The sequence below is a fragment of the Bradyrhizobium sp. 26S5 genome, assembly GCF_036923295.1.
GTDB classification, from domain to species: Bacteria; Pseudomonadota; Alphaproteobacteria; order Rhizobiales; family Xanthobacteraceae; genus Bradyrhizobium; species Bradyrhizobium septentrionale.
In genome coordinates this window covers 3169922-3183185 of sequence record NZ_CP145948.1, presented here as the reverse complement: position 1 = coordinate 3183185, position 13264 = coordinate 3169922, and the positions used below count along the sequence as shown (strand labels likewise).

Below are 13264 nucleotides of genomic sequence, written 5' to 3'. Positions count from 1 at the left end.
ATGGCTCATCTCGTCCGTCACAATCCCGCTGCCGTCCACGCTCCCTCCAGCGGTTACAGCATGGGGCTGGAAGTTGGCCAGCACCGCCGGCTGCTGTTCATCAGCGGCCAGGTGCCGGAGAATTCCGACGGCAGCGTGCCCGAAGGGTTCGAGGCGCAATGCGAGCAGTCCTGGCGCAATGTCATCGAAGTGCTCACCTCCGCCGGCCTCGGCGTCGAGCATTTGGTCAAGATCAACACGTTCCTGACTGACAAGAGCCAGCTGGTCCCCAACCGCGCCATTCGCCGCAAGATGCTCGAAGGAAACGAACCTGCATCGACGGTCATGATTGCCGAAACCGTCGACAGCAAATGGTTGCTGGAGATCGAGGCGATCGCTGCCGAGTGAAGCGTGGATGCCGCGCCGGGGTTTGATGAGAGAGGATGTCCAATGGCTGAGATCATCCATCCCTTTTACGAGTCGCATCGCGGTGCCATGGAGGCCGCAATGTGCCATCGCCTCGACCTTGCGGAAGCGATGTTGCGCGAGTGCGCGCATCTGTCCGATATTGCCGGGATCAGGCAGGAGGTGATGGACGAATTCGAAATCGTGCTCACCCAAATGCCCTATGTCGGAGGCGCGGCTAGTCGCATGAGCGATTTCTTCATGCGTCTGATCGGATTTATGGCTATCAGCCGCGTACTCCGGCGGCACGGCGTGTCGCTCTCGGTGATCGGCGAAATCGAGCGAGAAACCTACAAGGCGCAACTGCTCACGGTGCCCGAAGCGGAACGTCTCGCCTCGGGGCGTCAGTTCATGTCATCGGAGAATCAGGCTTTGCTGCGCGAGCAGGCGACACAAAGCGCTACAAAAAGCCATCAGAAAGAATTTCCGGAAGATTTCGTCTACGATTTCGTCGAGCCGGGTCCGGGTGACAGCTTTGAATTCGGCATCGACTACAAGGCTTGCGGCTTTTGCAAATTCGCGGCTCGCCATGGCGATAAAGACATCCTGCCGAACATTTGCGGGCTCGATTTCGACGCCTATGCAACCCGAGGCATCCACCTGCAAAGGACCCAAACGCTGGCTGGCGGCGCGAGCCACTGCAATTTCCGATTCTCGCGGCTCCCGACGGACTAGGACCGCACACGTGTGCGCTTCGCATCCACCTCTTCGGTTCGAGTAAGGAAACCCGTGGATGGCCGGGACATCCGGCGCGAAGACGCGCTTCGCGCTTTCGCCCGGCCATGAGGCGTTCGTTGAACCAAGGTGACGCGGACCGCGACATCACGCCGCCAGCGCGTTCTCCACGATCTTCACGAAATACGAGGTGCCGTAGACGATCGCCTCGTCGTTGAAATTGTAGGCGGGGTGATGCAGGCCGGCGCTGTCGCCGTTGCCGCAAAAGATGAAGGCGCCGGGCCGCGCCTCCAGCATGTAGGAAAAATCCTCGGCGCCCATCAACGGCGGCATCTCGTGCACATTGGCCGCGCCCGCGACCTCGCGCGCGACGCGGGTCGCAAATTCGGTCTGCGGCCCGTGATTGACGGTGACGGGATAGCCGTGCTCATAGTTGAGCTCAATCCTGGCGCCGGTCATCTTGGCGACGCCATCCACGACTTCGCGCACGCGCTTCTCGACGAGCTGGCGAACCTCATTGGTCAGCGTGCGCACGGTGCCGCGCAATTCCGCAGTCTGCGGGATCACATTGTGGGCGTTGCCGGCGTGGAATTCGCAGATCGAGATCACAGCGGAGTCCAGCGGATCGACGGTGCGCGAGACGATCTGCTGCAGCGCCGTGATCAGCTGCGCACCGACCAGCACGGTATCGATGCATTTGTGCGGCCGGGCGGCATGCCCGCCAAGGCCCTCGATCTTGATGTCGATCGCGTTGGTTGCGGCCATGATCGGGCCGGAGCGGATCGCGAACGAGCCGATCGGTATCCCCGGGCCATTGTGCATGCCGTAGACCTGCTCGACCCCGAAGCGATCCATCAGGCCGTCCTTGATCATCGCGGCGGCGCCGGCCCCGCCCTCCTCGGCCGGCTGGAAGATCACGACCGCATCGCCGGCGAAATTGCGCGTCTCGGCCAGATAGCGCGCCGCGCCGAGCAGCATCGCGGTGTGACCGTCATGGCCGCAGGCGTGCATCTTGCCAGGCGTCTTCGAGGCGTAAGGCAGGTTGGTCTGTTCATGGATCGGCAGCGCGTCCATGTCGGCACGCAAGCCTATCACCTTGACGTCGCCCTTGGCCGGCCCCTTCTTGCCCTTGATGACCCCAACCACGCCGGTCTTGCCGAGGCCGGTGGCGACCTCGTCGCAGCCGAACTCCCTGAGACGATCGGCCACGAATGATGCGGTGCGATGCACATCATAGAGCAGCTCGGGGTTTTCATGGATGTTGCGGCGCCAAGCCTGGATATCGGGTTGCAGATCGGCGACGCGGTTGACGATGGGCATGAGAATTCTGGCCTCAGAGGGTTGGACGACTTGTGCCTGTTTAGCATGCAAGAGCCGGTCCACCCAACAGATGTGGCATGCCTGCGGCTGGGGCCTGCATTCGCAAACGGGAGGCAGAATGCTTCTCGCGGCACTTTGCACCGACGTCAGGCCTGATACGATCGCATCCGACCAAAGCCTAATAGTGCCGGAGATATCCCGCGCGGATACTACCTCAGGTTTCCGCACCGAGAATCCTCAGGCCTTCAAAAAAGGGGCGGCTGCATGACGCCGGATCAGGCGGTCTTGTTCTCCACCATCATCCTGCTGGTGCCGATGGGCTATTTCCTACTGGCGGCGCCGGCGTTCCTGCTTGTGAAGCTCGACGTCCCACCGGTGACCCGCCTGCTGCGCGGCATGTTCAATGCCTACTTCCTCGTGCTCACGGTCTCCGGTGTGATCGGAACACTGGCCTTTGCCGCGGCTGGCCGGCCAGCCGTCGCGCTTGGCATCGCCTTGATCGCGGGATTTGCGGTGCTGGCGCGCCGCTGGTTTCTGCAGCGGCTCGATGCCGAGGCGAACGCGCGAGACTCAGGCGATCCCACCGCGGTGCGGCGGCTGCGCCGGTTGCATTGGGGCGGCATGCTGTGCAACGCGGTTCAGGTGTTCGCGCTGGTCGCCAGCATTCCCTACATGGCGCCGCTGCCCTGATCGCAGGTTGCTTCCCTATTCACGTTTCCGGTGCGGATCGTATTTCGAAAGGACGTCTTTGAGGTAATCCCGGCTTTTCCATTCCGGTGCGGGCGGCTCGTAGCCTGGCCGAGGAACGAACAGATTCGCCGGCACATCAGCTGAAGCGCTCATGATGTCCGGAACGTAGCGCGGGCAATTTGGAAAGATTTCGCATGTGACGCGCACGACAACCTTCGCGCCATGATGCCCGGCAAGCGCTTCAGCGCTGTCGTGGATCGTTGCCTTGCCTCGGATGCGCGTACGAAACGTCTTGCCGTCGAGGCGTACAAACAGCAAGCCGATGTTCGGATTGCGGTGGATATTGCCGAGCGTGCGGTACATGTTGTTGCCGTCGTACTCAGGGAATTCAAGCGTGTCGGGCCCAGTGATCTTCACGAAGCCGGGATCGCCGGAACGCATCGAACAATCGACGTTGTCCTGATAGCTCGTCGCAATGAAAAAGAACCGCGACTCTTCGATGAGCTTGCGGTCCTGTTCCCAGAATTCGAAGTGGAGGCGATGCTTCTCGAGGCCGTCGGCGACACGACGACCGTCGAAGCGGTCCTGCAACTCACGCATTCCGTCGTGGTAGAAAGGGGCGCGGACCGGGTCTGCCACGGGAATCCTCCAGCAAGTTGAGCAACGTTTGACGCGGCCGGAATTTTTCCTGGCAATTCAGCCGGCCAACAAAGAGAAAGCCTATTCATTCGGCACGGGCGTGAAAAGCCATCCCGGTCCGAATCGGGTGAAAAGGCGTCGATGACGGCCGTGCCCTAGGTGGTGTGGACTCTAAGGATTCCCTTTTAGGAGCAAATCAGATTCAAGGCTGCTTTTGGGGAGGCCGCCTTGGGTGTGATGGACCGTTTGGTATTGAGCGACGCGGCGTGGGAGCGGATAGCGCCGCTGATCATAGGGCGCCCCGATCAGAAGGGCTCCACCGGGCGCGACAACCGGATGTTCGTGGAAGGTGTGCTGTGGATCGTGCGTACGGGGTCTCCCTGGCGCGATCTTCCGGAGGTGTTTGGGGACTGGAACAGCGTGTTCCGGCGCTTCAGTCGATGGAGCATCAAGGGTGTTTGGTGGCGGATCTTCGAGGCGATGTCCGATGATCCGGACTTCGAATATCTGATCGTCGATTCCACCATTGTTCGGGCGCATCAGCACGCCGCCGGCGCCAAAAAGGGGGGTCTGAAGATCAAGCGGAAGATCAAGCGATCGGCCGCTCGCGCGGCGGCCTGAGCACCAAGATACATATGGCCGTTCGAGGCTTGGGATGTCCGGTGCGGTTCACGCTTACCGCAGGTCAGAAGGGCGATGCACCGCAAGCCGCCGCATTGATCGAAGGCTTATCCGCCGAGGTCGTCATGGCCGATACGGCCTATGACGCCGATCACTTGCGCCAAGCCATCGCCGCCAAAGGCGCGCTCGCCGTGATCCCCAACAACCCGTCACGTGCGCTCAAATATCCACTCGACAAGCATTTCTATGCCCAGCGTCATCTCGTCGAATGCTGCTTCTCAAAGCTCAAGCAGTTCCGCCGCGTCGCAACCCGCTTCGAAAAAACGGCCCGGAACTACCGGGCCGTCGTCACTCTCGCAGCCATCGTTCTATGGATGCGCTAGTGTCCACACCACCTAGCCCGACGTCAGCATCTGGCTGCGAATCTCCTGCGCGGTGCGCCGCAGCGGCAGCAGGAATTTCTTGCGCGCGCCGGCTTCGCTCACGGTCCCCGAGATCGTGTTGACGCTGAGCGCCGCGACCACGGAGCCTGCCGGATCGCGCAGCGGCACCGCGATGCCGCAGATCGCGGGATCAAGCTCGCCATCGACCCAGGCATAACCCTCGCTCTCGACCCGCGCGAGCAGTTCCCCGAGGCGCTCGGGATCTGTGACCGTGCGCGGCGTGACCTGCCTGAAGGCGTTGCCTGAGAGATAGGCCTCGCGGGTAACAGGCGGCAGCGCCGCGAGCATGACGCGGCCGAGCGACACCAGATGCGCGGGCAGCCGGCTGCCGACGCCGAGATTGGCCGACAGGATGCGCCGCGCCGGCAGACGCAGCGCATAGACGATCTCGTCTTCGTCGAGCACCGCCATCGCGCAGGATTCGCCGATCTCGTTGCGCAGGTTTTCCAGCGCGCGCTGCGCATGCGCCCAGTAGGGCAATGCGTTCAGATAGGACAGGCCGAGCCCGAGCGCGCGCGGCCGCAAGCTGAAATAGCGTCCGTCGGACGCGCAATATTTCAGCGCCACCAATGTCGCGAGGATGCGGCGCGCAGTGGCGCGGTTCAGATCAGCGGTGTCCGCGGCCTCCGCCAGCGTGTGCCGGCCCGGCGGCTTGCCGAGCGCCTCGATGATCGAGAAGCCGCGCGCGATCGCGCGCACGAAGCCGTCACTCTCTTTGCTCATCCCGTCACTCTGGCTTTTCGATTGAGCATGATCCTTTTCGGAAGACCGCTTCGCACTTTTCCGGGTCATGCTCGGGCGTTGGTATTGCTCATGACATCGCAGCCCGCATGGCTGCCTGCACATGACGCGGCGCTGCGCGCTTGTCAGGGGCCCCCGACCTCGCTAGCGTCAGTTCATACAGCGAATAAATTGTTCGCCTGGCGAACTGAATAGCAGGAGGATGCCCGATGGCGCAAGCGGAAAGTTCTGCGACCACCCCGTTCGAAACCGATTTCTGGAAGGACGCGAAGCTGCGCAAGGTCTGGGACGAGATCGTCCCCGGCGAACCGCGCAAGACGCTACCCTACACGCTGACGCTAGAAGCAATCGCGCTGTACTGCCGCGCGGTCGGCGAGACCAATCCGCTGTATCTGCACGAAGCCGCCGCCAAGGCCGGCCCCTATGGCGGGCTGATCGCGCCGCCCGCGATCCACATCCTCTTGATGTTCGCCTGCACACCGGCCGACGACTGGATGCGCTCGCCGGGCACCGTCAATGCCGGGCAGTCCTGGAGCTACAACGTCCCTGCCCGCCCCGGCGACACCATCACCTTGCAGGCCCGCGCGCTCGACAAATTCATCAAGCGCGAGCGGCTGTTCGTGGTGCACGACAACGTCTTCTTCAACCAGCATGGCGACGTGATCTGCTCGGGTCGCGGCCAGACCATCCGTCCGATCTAAGGGGGATCACGATGACCACAGCGAATTTCGATACTCTCAAGGCCGGCGACAGCATCGACGGCCCCGCATTCGCGGTCTCGCGCGAATCGATCCGCCTGTTCTGCGATGCATCGCTCGACCACAACCCGCTGCATCTCGATGACAACTACATGAAGGGCGATTTTGGCAAGACCAATTTCGGCGGCATCATCATGCATGGCATGAACAATTTCGGCCTGATCTCGCGCATGCTGACCGACTGGGCTCTTCCCGCGGGCGCGATCCATCGCAGGCTCGAGACGCGCTGGCTGAAGCCGGTGAAGCCCGGCGACACCATCCGCCCCGCCGGCACCATCAAGGCCAAGCAGATATCAGCCAGATCGCGCTGGGTGCTGGTCGACGTCGCCGTGCAGAACCAGCGTGGCGAGACGGTCGCGGCCGGCGAAGCGATGCTGGAGTTTCCGGCGAACTAGCGAAGTGCGCTCAGGTCGAGCAGCGCGCTCCGCCTCGCCCCGCCTGCGGGGAGAGGCCGGAACGCATCGCCAGATGCATTCCGGGTGAGGGGGAGCCTCCGCGGGCGTAACTCTCTCCGAGTATGCGGAGACAGCCCCTCACCCCAACCCTCTGCCCGTAAGAACGGGGCGAGGGAGCGCACCGCCGTCGCCGCGCCAACAAACAATCAAAATAATCACTGAGGAGGTTTCGATGCAGGATGCAGCCCATTCGCGGCTCTATCGCCGGATCGCCTGGCGCCTGATCCCGTTCCTGCTGGCATGCTACACGGTGGCGATCATCGATCGCTTCAACATCGGCTTCGCCAAGCTGCAATTCCTGCACGACTTGAACATCGACGACGCGGTGTTCGGGCTTGCCGCCGGCATCTTCTCGGTCGGCTACGTCGCGCTCGAAGTGCCGAGCAATCTGCTGCTGGTCAAGATCGGCGTCCGCAAGACGCTGCTGCGGATCATGGTGCTGTGGGGCGCCGTCACCGTGCTGCTCGCGCTGGTGCAGAACCAGTATCATCTCTATTTGCTGCGCTTCCTGCTCGGCGCCGCCGAAGGCGGATTCTTTCCCGGTATCCTGTATTATCTGACGCTGTGGTTTCCGGACCGCGTGCGCGGCCGCATGACCAGCCTGTTCGTGATGGCGGTGCCGCTCGGCGGCGTGATCGCCGGACCGCTGTCGGGCCTAATCATGGATCGCATGCAGGGCGTCCATGGCCTGCATGGCTGGCAGTGGCTGTTCATCCTCGAAGGTGTTCCCGCCGTGCTGCTCGGTATCGCCGCCTATCTTTATCTCGCCGACGGGCCGCAGGCCGCGAGCTGGCTCAGCACTGACGAGCGGCGGCAGGTCGCAAGCGATCTCGCCCGCGACCGCGCCGCCACGCCCAGCACCACGCGGAGCTTCGCGGCGGCGCTGCGCGAGCCGCGCGTCTATTTGCTGTCCTTCATCTATTTCGCGTTCTTCTGCTCGCTCAACACCATCCTGTTGTGGACGCCGACGCTGCTGAAACGCGTCGGCGTCGCGACCACCACCGAGATCGGCTGGCTGAGCGGAGTGATCTCGGTGGCGTCGGCGATCGGCATGGTCGTGATCGGCACCAGTTCCGATCGCACCAGGGAGCGGCGCTGGCACGTGGTCTGCTGCGGCCTCGTCGCGGCAGCGTGCTTCATCGCCTTGCAGGCCGCGCAGGGCAGCATCCTCCTGACCGTAACGCTGCTTGCGATCGCATCGATTGGCATCTTCGCGATCCTCTCGCTGTTCTGGACCATCCCGAACGCGATGCTGGAAGGCAGCGCCGCGGCCGGCGGTATCGCGCTGATCAGCGCGATCGGCTCGTTCGGCGGCGCGGTGTGCCCTGCCCTGATCGGATGGATGAATGTCGCGACCGAGAGCATCTACGCACCGCTCGCGCTCGTCGGCGCGCTGCTCGCGATCGGCATGCTGACCCTCATCCTCTGTGTGCCACGGCCGGGCCCCGAGGTCACACTCGCCGAACCCAGCCGTCCCTGATCACCCAGCGCACGCCCGGCGTCCTCCGTCGGGCTTGTCTCGACCGGCTGCGTCTGACTAATAGGGACCAACAATAGACGCTTGCCGGGAACGAGGACATGCCGCGAAGGCTCGAGGGTGATTACGACTACATTATCGTCGGCGCAGGCACGGCGGGCTGCATCATGGCCAACCGCCTGTCGGCCGATCCGAACAAGCGCGTGCTGCTGCTGGAAGCCGGCGGCAAGGACAACTGGATCTGGTTTCACATCCCGGTCGGCTATCTCTTCGCGATCGGCAATCCGCGCTCGGACTGGATGTTCAAGACCGAGGCAGAGCCCGGCCTCAACGGGCGCGCACTCGCCTATCCGCGCGGCAAGGTGATCGGCGGGTCCTCGGCGATCAACGCCATGATCTCGATGCGCGGCCAGGCCGCGGATTACGATCACTGGCGGCAGCTCGGCCTCACCGGCTGGAGCTACAGCGACGTGCTGCCGGCGTTCAAGCGGCTGGAGGATCATTTTCTCGGTGAGAGCGAGCATCACGGTGTCGGCGGCGGCTGGCGCATCGAGGCGCCGCGCCTGTCATGGCAGATCCTCGACGCGGTCGGCGATGCCGCGGAAGAGATGGGGATCAAGCGCATTCCCGATTTCAACACCGGCGACAATGAGGGCACCAGCTATTTCCACGTCAACCAGAAGCGCGGCCGGCGCTGGTCGTCGGCGCGCGGCTTCCTCAAGCCGGTGCTGAACCGCAGCAATCTGCGGCTCGAGACCAACGTGCTGGTCGATCGCCTGATCATCGAGAGCGGCCGCGCCGCCGGCGTGCTGTTCCGCCAAGGCAACGAGCAAGGCAATGAGGTGGTGGAAGCGCGCGCCAAGGGCGAAGTGATTCTCTGCGCCGGCTCGATCGGCACCACGCAGGTGCTGCAGCGCTCCGGCATCGGCCCGGCCGAATGGCTGTCGCCGCTCGGCGTCGACATCGTCGCCGATGTGCAGGGCATCGGCCGCAATCTGCAGGACCATCTGCAGCAGCGCGCGATCTACAAGGTGTCGGGCGTGCGGACGCTGAACGAGACCTATTACAACCTGGTCCGCCGCGGCCTGATGGGCCTCGACTACGCATTCCGCCGCCGCGGGCCGCTGACCATGGCGCCGTCGCAGCTCGGCATCTTCACCCGCTCGGATGCGACGCGCTCGCGCGCCAACATCCAATTCCACGTGCAGCCGCTGTCGCTCGACAAGTTCGGCGATCCCTTGCACCGCTTCCCGGCGATCACGGTGAGCGCCTGCAATCTGCAGCCGACCTCGCGCGGCACCGTGCGGATCAAATCGACCGCGCCCGACGACAAGCCGTCAATCGCGCCGAACTATCTGTCGACCGAAGACGACCGCCAGGTCGCAGCCGATGCGATCCGCACCACGCGCAAATTGATGAAGCAGGCGGCGCTTGCGAAATATCACCCCGAGGAATTCCTGCCCGGCCCCGCGGTCGGCGACGACGATGCCTCGCTCGCCAAGGCCGCCGGCGACATCGGCACCACGATCTTCCACCCCGTCGGCACCGCGAAGATGGGAATGGCCAACGATCCGATGGCTGTCGTCGACGAGCGGCTGCGCTTCTACGGGCTGCACGGCCTGCGCATCGCGGATGCTTCCGTGATGCCGACCATCACCTCGGGCAACACCAACACGCCGACCGCGATGATCGCCGAGAAGGCCGCGGCGATGATTTTGCAGGACGCGCGATAGAGCGACGATGACGCAGCCGCAGCGAATTCTCGTTGGCGATGCCGGCACCGCGATCGCGGTGGCGCGATGGGGCGAGCCCGCTTCCGGCAAGCCGCCCGCGCTGCTGCTGCACGGCACCGGCTTTGTCGCCGAGGTCTGGAGCGAGGTCGCCGAGGCGCTGGCCGCCGACCATACCGTCTATGCGCTCGACCGCCGCGGCCATGGCCTGAGCCACAAACCGGCGGCCGATTGCTACCACTTCCAGGATTTCGCCGAAGACATCTGCATGGTGGTCGAACGCCTCGGCCTGCATAACATCTACGGCATCGGCCACAGCGCCGGCGCGACCGACCTGCTGCTCGCAACGAAGCTGATGCCGGACCGCTTCGCGCGGCTGTTCGTGACGGAGCCGACCGTGATGGACCCGCACGCGCCACGGACCGGTGGCTTGAGCGAGATGTCGAGCGCGTCCGTGCAGGGCGCGCTGCGCCGCCGGGCCGAGTTCGACAGCGCGGATGCGCTGTTCCAGCGGCTGCGCACCGCGCCCGCGTTCGCGCCATGGACCGAGCGATCGCTTTGGGCCTATGTCCATCACGGGTTTGCAAAACTCGACGACGGCCGCGTGCGGCTGCGCTGCACGCCCGAGATCGAGTCCGCGCTGCTGCTGCCGATCGTCCAGGCGATGGAACAGATCTACACCGGCGATGCCCGCGGCAATCCATTCCCGTGGCTCTCCGAGATCACCTGCCCGGTCTGCATCGCCACCACCGAGCAGTCAGGATCGGTCTACAAGCTGATGGCCGACCGAGCCGCGGCGCTGCTCCCGCACGCGAGCCGCTGGACGTTCGACGGCGTCGGGCATTGCGTCGCGCAGGAAGCGCCGGCGCTGAAGGTTGCGGCGGTCAGAACGTTTGCAAGACGCGCGGAGTAGGTCAAAAAGAAAAACGCCGTCCCCTGGCGGGGACGGCGGAAGCCAACTCACGCAGTACTGGAACGGTTACTAGTGCTTGCCGTGGTGCTCGGCGTGATGCCGGCTCGCCTCGGTGTGGTGATGCTGGGCATGGCTGGCGTGACCATGGGCGCTGTGGGCGTGATGCGCCGCCTTGTGGTGGTCGCCGGCCTCGTGGTGCTTGGCTGCCTCGCGGTGATGACGCGCCGCGTGCTCGTGATGCTCAGCTGCCTTGTGGTGATGCTCAACGCCTGCGTGGTCGCTCATGGTGATCTCCCGGTGTGGCGAATGAAGTCCGCCATTCTTATGCAGGAGCGCTGACATTATGCTGACGGCTGCAAGACAGCTTTGTTGCGGCCGTTCATCTATGTTGCGCAGCGTTTCCATGTTGCGGCGCGCATCATCGCCGGTCGCCGGTCATGCCGGCGGCGGAAAGCGGTCGAAGGTCGGCAGCTCATGCGCATCTTCCATCCAGCGCAGCCGCTCGGCGACCTGGATATGCACGACGGCCGGCACCGCGCCGGGGTCATCATAGGTGCCGCTTTGAATGTCGATGAACCCGGGCAACATGTTGCCATTGGTGTAGAAAAGCCCGGTACCGCAATCCGCGCAGAAGTGCCGCCGGCCATGCTCCGAGGATTGGTAGATCCTGGGCTGCCCCTTGGTCAGCTTGACCATGTCCTCGGCGACCATCACCCAGCCGACCATCGGCGCGCCGGCATGACGCCGGCAATCGCTGCAATGACACAGCGCATGGACGATCGGTTCCCCGGTCACCTCATAACGAATCGCGCCGCAGTGACAGCCGCCGGTCACGTCGCCCATGGTTTCCTCCGGCCGATCAGTGGTTTGATGGGTCGATAGCGCCGCAAGCCGTTGGGCGGCAATGACGCATCTTGCCCTTGCGTCCACCTGTCGCGCGGGCCCTCACGAAATCGTCATCGCGTCCCGACGCACCGCCGCAGCCCCGGGAATAAAGCCCCGGCACCGCTGATCACCTACCCGGAAACCCAATCCCTGGGGCCCACGGGAGACAATGTCATGAGCGGACACGATCACGATCATCACGATGAGGAAAAGGGCGTCAGCCGACGCAAGGTGCTGGAATGCATGACCTGGGCCGGCACCGGCGTGCTGTGGACCGTCACCGGCGGCGTGCCGCATTCGCTCGGCATCATCGGCTCGGCGCAGGCTGCAGAGCCCACCGGCATGACCTTCATGCAGATCAGCGACAGCCATGTCGGCTTCGACAAGCCGGCCAACCCGAACGCGATCGGCACCTTGGAAGAGGCCATCAACAAGGTCCGGGCGATGCAGGTCAAGCCGTCCTTCATGATCCACACCGGCGACATCACCCATCTGTCGAAGGCGTCCGAATTCGATGACGCCGATCGCATCATCTCGCAGGCCAAGCTCGACGTGCATTACGTGCCGGGCGAGCACGACTTCATCGACGAGGAGGTCAAGCTCTACAAGGAGCGCTACGGCCGCGGCACCAAGGGTCCGGGCTACTATTCGTTCGATGCCGGCGGCGTGCATTTCATCGGCCTTGTCAACGTCGTCGACCTCAAGGGCGGCGGCCTCGGCAATCTCGGCAACGAGCAGCTGGAATGGCTGGAGAACGACCTCAAGGGCCGTTCGAAGTCGACGCCAATCGTGCTGTTCGCCCACATCCCGCTGTGGACGGTCTATCCGCAATGGGGCTGGGGCACCGAGGATGGCGCCCGCGCGCTCGAATACGTCAAGGGCTTCGGCTCGGTCACCGTGCTCAACGGCCACATCCACCAGGTGATGCAGAAGGTCGAGGGCAACGTCACCTTCCACACCGCGCGCTCGACCGCCTTCCCGCAGCCGGCGCCCGGTTCCGCGCCCTCGCCCGGCCCGATGAAGGTCGAGGATGCCAAGCTGCGCAGCATGCTCGGCGTCGCCAGCATCAACTTCAAGCAGAACAGCCAGCCGCTGGCCATCATCGACACGCCGCTGCAGGGTTGAGGGAAGAGAGCGATGAGTTCGATCAATCGACGCGACTTCGGTATAGCCGTGGTCGCGACCATGCTGCTGCCGGTCACGGCGGCCCGCGCCGAAGACACCGCGGTCCACATCGACAATTTTTCGTTCACGCCGAACCCGCTCGACGTGAAGGTCGGCACCACCGTGACCTGGACCAACCGCGACGACATCCCGCACACCGTGGTGTGTGCGGGCAAATTCCGCTCCAAGACCATGGATACCGACGGCACCTTCTCGTTCACCTTCACGGAAGCCGGCGAGTACAAGTATTTCTGTTCGCTGCATCCGCACATGACAGGCAGTATCAAGGTTGGGTAACGTGACCACCCA

The 13264-nt window shown here is 63.9% G+C and carries 15 protein-coding genes and 1 pseudogene; 12 read left to right on the top strand and 4 right to left on the bottom strand.

The window, feature by feature from the left end:
• The gene (locus tag V5279_RS14720) at nucleotides 1–387 is read left to right on the top strand and encodes a RidA family protein (RefSeq protein WP_166293609.1); all 387 of its coding nucleotides are present in this window, start codon (nucleotides 1–3) and stop codon (nucleotides 385–387) included.
• A gap of 42 nt (nucleotides 388–429) precedes the next feature.
• Nucleotides 430–1119: an L-2-amino-thiazoline-4-carboxylic acid hydrolase gene (locus V5279_RS14715; RefSeq protein ID WP_338698448.1), complete on the top strand. Its 690-nt coding sequence runs from the start codon at nucleotides 430–432 to the stop codon at nucleotides 1117–1119.
• Nucleotides 1120–1266: 147 nt separating this feature from the next.
• On the opposite strand, the gene V5279_RS14710 is transcribed toward V5279_RS14715, so the two are convergent.
• Nucleotides 1267–2439 (bottom strand): M20 aminoacylase family protein, encoded by a 1173-nt coding sequence (locus V5279_RS14710; RefSeq protein WP_029082117.1) that lies wholly within the window; start codon nucleotides 2437–2439, stop codon nucleotides 1267–1269.
• Between the two features lie 264 nt (nucleotides 2440–2703).
• Here V5279_RS14710 and V5279_RS14705 point away from each other — a divergent pair, with 264 nt between their 5' ends.
• The gene (locus V5279_RS14705) at nucleotides 2704–3129 is read left to right on the top strand and encodes a hypothetical protein (protein WP_166203720.1); all 426 of its coding nucleotides are present in this window, start codon (nucleotides 2704–2706) and stop codon (nucleotides 3127–3129) included.
• A 15-nt stretch (nucleotides 3130–3144) separates the two neighbouring features.
• Here the strand turns inward: V5279_RS14705 and V5279_RS14700 are convergent, their stop codons facing one another.
• Nucleotides 3145–3768, bottom strand: a complete 624-nt coding sequence (locus V5279_RS14700; protein ID WP_338698444.1) for a pyridoxamine 5'-phosphate oxidase family protein — start codon at nucleotides 3766–3768, stop codon at nucleotides 3145–3147.
• Between the two features lie 228 nt (nucleotides 3769–3996).
• Here V5279_RS14700 and V5279_RS14695 point away from each other — a divergent pair.
• Nucleotides 3997–4772: pseudogene (locus V5279_RS14695) on the top strand (IS5 family transposase).
• Between the two features lie 12 nt (nucleotides 4773–4784).
• Here V5279_RS14695 and V5279_RS14690 read toward each other — a convergent pair.
• On the bottom strand, nucleotides 4785–5555 hold the full coding sequence (locus V5279_RS14690; RefSeq protein ID WP_338698442.1) for an IclR family transcriptional regulator domain-containing protein: 771 nt from the start codon (nucleotides 5553–5555) through the stop codon (nucleotides 4785–4787).
• A gap of 227 nt (nucleotides 5556–5782) precedes the next feature.
• Between V5279_RS14690 and V5279_RS14685 the strand changes: the two genes are divergently transcribed.
• The 6 genes from V5279_RS14685 to V5279_RS14660 all read left to right on the top strand — a co-directional run bounded on the left by V5279_RS14685 (nucleotide 5783) and on the right by V5279_RS14660 (nucleotide 11245).
• The gene (locus V5279_RS14685) at nucleotides 5783–6274 is read left to right on the top strand and encodes a MaoC family dehydratase (RefSeq protein ID WP_338698440.1); all 492 of its coding nucleotides are present in this window, start codon (nucleotides 5783–5785) and stop codon (nucleotides 6272–6274) included.
• Nucleotides 6275–6285: 11 nt separating this feature from the next.
• Nucleotides 6286–6726, top strand: coding sequence for a MaoC family dehydratase (locus tag V5279_RS14680; RefSeq protein ID WP_338698438.1), 441 nt, complete (start codon nucleotides 6286–6288; stop codon nucleotides 6724–6726).
• A gap of 232 nt (nucleotides 6727–6958) precedes the next feature.
• Nucleotides 6959–8266 (top strand): MFS transporter, encoded by a 1308-nt coding sequence (locus V5279_RS14675; RefSeq protein WP_338698436.1) that lies wholly within the window; start codon nucleotides 6959–6961, stop codon nucleotides 8264–8266.
• 98 nt (nucleotides 8267–8364) lie between these two features.
• A complete protein-coding gene (locus tag V5279_RS14670; RefSeq protein ID WP_338698434.1) occupies nucleotides 8365–9996 on the top strand; it encodes a GMC family oxidoreductase in 1632 nt (543 codons plus the stop codon).
• A gap of 7 nt (nucleotides 9997–10003) precedes the next feature.
• The gene (locus V5279_RS14665) at nucleotides 10004–10906 is read left to right on the top strand and encodes an alpha/beta fold hydrolase (protein WP_166293593.1); all 903 of its coding nucleotides are present in this window, start codon (nucleotides 10004–10006) and stop codon (nucleotides 10904–10906) included.
• A gap of 72 nt (nucleotides 10907–10978) precedes the next feature.
• Nucleotides 10979–11245 (top strand): hypothetical protein, encoded by a 267-nt coding sequence (locus tag V5279_RS14660; protein WP_338698431.1) that lies wholly within the window; start codon nucleotides 10979–10981, stop codon nucleotides 11243–11245.
• Nucleotides 11246–11341: 96 nt separating this feature from the next.
• Here the strand turns inward: V5279_RS14660 and V5279_RS14655 are convergent, their stop codons facing one another.
• Complete coding sequence (locus V5279_RS14655; RefSeq protein WP_338698429.1) at nucleotides 11342–11749, bottom strand: GFA family protein; 408 nt, start codon at nucleotides 11747–11749, stop codon at nucleotides 11342–11344.
• Between the two features lie 216 nt (nucleotides 11750–11965).
• Here V5279_RS14655 and V5279_RS14650 point away from each other — a divergent pair, with 216 nt between their 5' ends.
• Both V5279_RS14650 and V5279_RS14645 read left to right on the top strand, forming a co-directional pair.
• Entirely contained in the window at nucleotides 11966–12916 is a 951-nt protein-coding gene (locus V5279_RS14650; RefSeq protein WP_029082125.1) for a metallophosphoesterase family protein, read from the top strand.
• A gap of 12 nt (nucleotides 12917–12928) precedes the next feature.
• Nucleotides 12929–13252, top strand: coding sequence for a cupredoxin domain-containing protein (locus tag V5279_RS14645; RefSeq protein WP_166203713.1), 324 nt, complete (start codon nucleotides 12929–12931; stop codon nucleotides 13250–13252).
• Nucleotides 13253–13264: the final 12 nt, after the last annotated feature.

Coding starts and splice junctions, on each gene's coding strand:
- V5279_RS14650 (WP_029082125.1), top strand. CDS start 11,966: ATGAGCGGACACGATCACGATCATCACGATGAGGAAAAGGGCGTCAGC.
- V5279_RS14715 (WP_338698448.1), top strand. CDS start 430: ATGGCTGAGATCATCCATCCCTTTTACGAGTCGCATCGCGGTGCCATG.
- V5279_RS14645 (WP_166203713.1), top strand. CDS start 12,929: ATGAGTTCGATCAATCGACGCGACTTCGGTATAGCCGTGGTCGCGACC.
- V5279_RS14680 (WP_338698438.1), top strand. CDS start 6,286: ATGACCACAGCGAATTTCGATACTCTCAAGGCCGGCGACAGCATCGAC.
- V5279_RS14690 (WP_338698442.1), bottom strand. CDS start 5,555: ATGAGCAAAGAGAGTGACGGCTTCGTGCGCGCGATCGCGCGCGGCTTC.
- V5279_RS14665 (WP_166293593.1), top strand. CDS start 10,004: ATGACGCAGCCGCAGCGAATTCTCGTTGGCGATGCCGGCACCGCGATC.
- V5279_RS14670 (WP_338698434.1), top strand. CDS start 8,365: ATGCCGCGAAGGCTCGAGGGTGATTACGACTACATTATCGTCGGCGCA.
- V5279_RS14675 (WP_338698436.1), top strand. CDS start 6,959: ATGCAGGATGCAGCCCATTCGCGGCTCTATCGCCGGATCGCCTGGCGC.
- V5279_RS14710 (WP_029082117.1), bottom strand. CDS start 2,439: ATGCCCATCGTCAACCGCGTCGCCGATCTGCAACCCGATATCCAGGCT.
- V5279_RS14720 (WP_166293609.1), top strand. CDS start 1: ATGGCTCATCTCGTCCGTCACAATCCCGCTGCCGTCCACGCTCCCTCC.
- V5279_RS14655 (WP_338698429.1), bottom strand. CDS start 11,749: ATGGGCGACGTGACCGGCGGCTGTCACTGCGGCGCGATTCGTTATGAG.
- V5279_RS14685 (WP_338698440.1), top strand. CDS start 5,783: ATGGCGCAAGCGGAAAGTTCTGCGACCACCCCGTTCGAAACCGATTTC.
- V5279_RS14705 (WP_166203720.1), top strand. CDS start 2,704: ATGACGCCGGATCAGGCGGTCTTGTTCTCCACCATCATCCTGCTGGTG.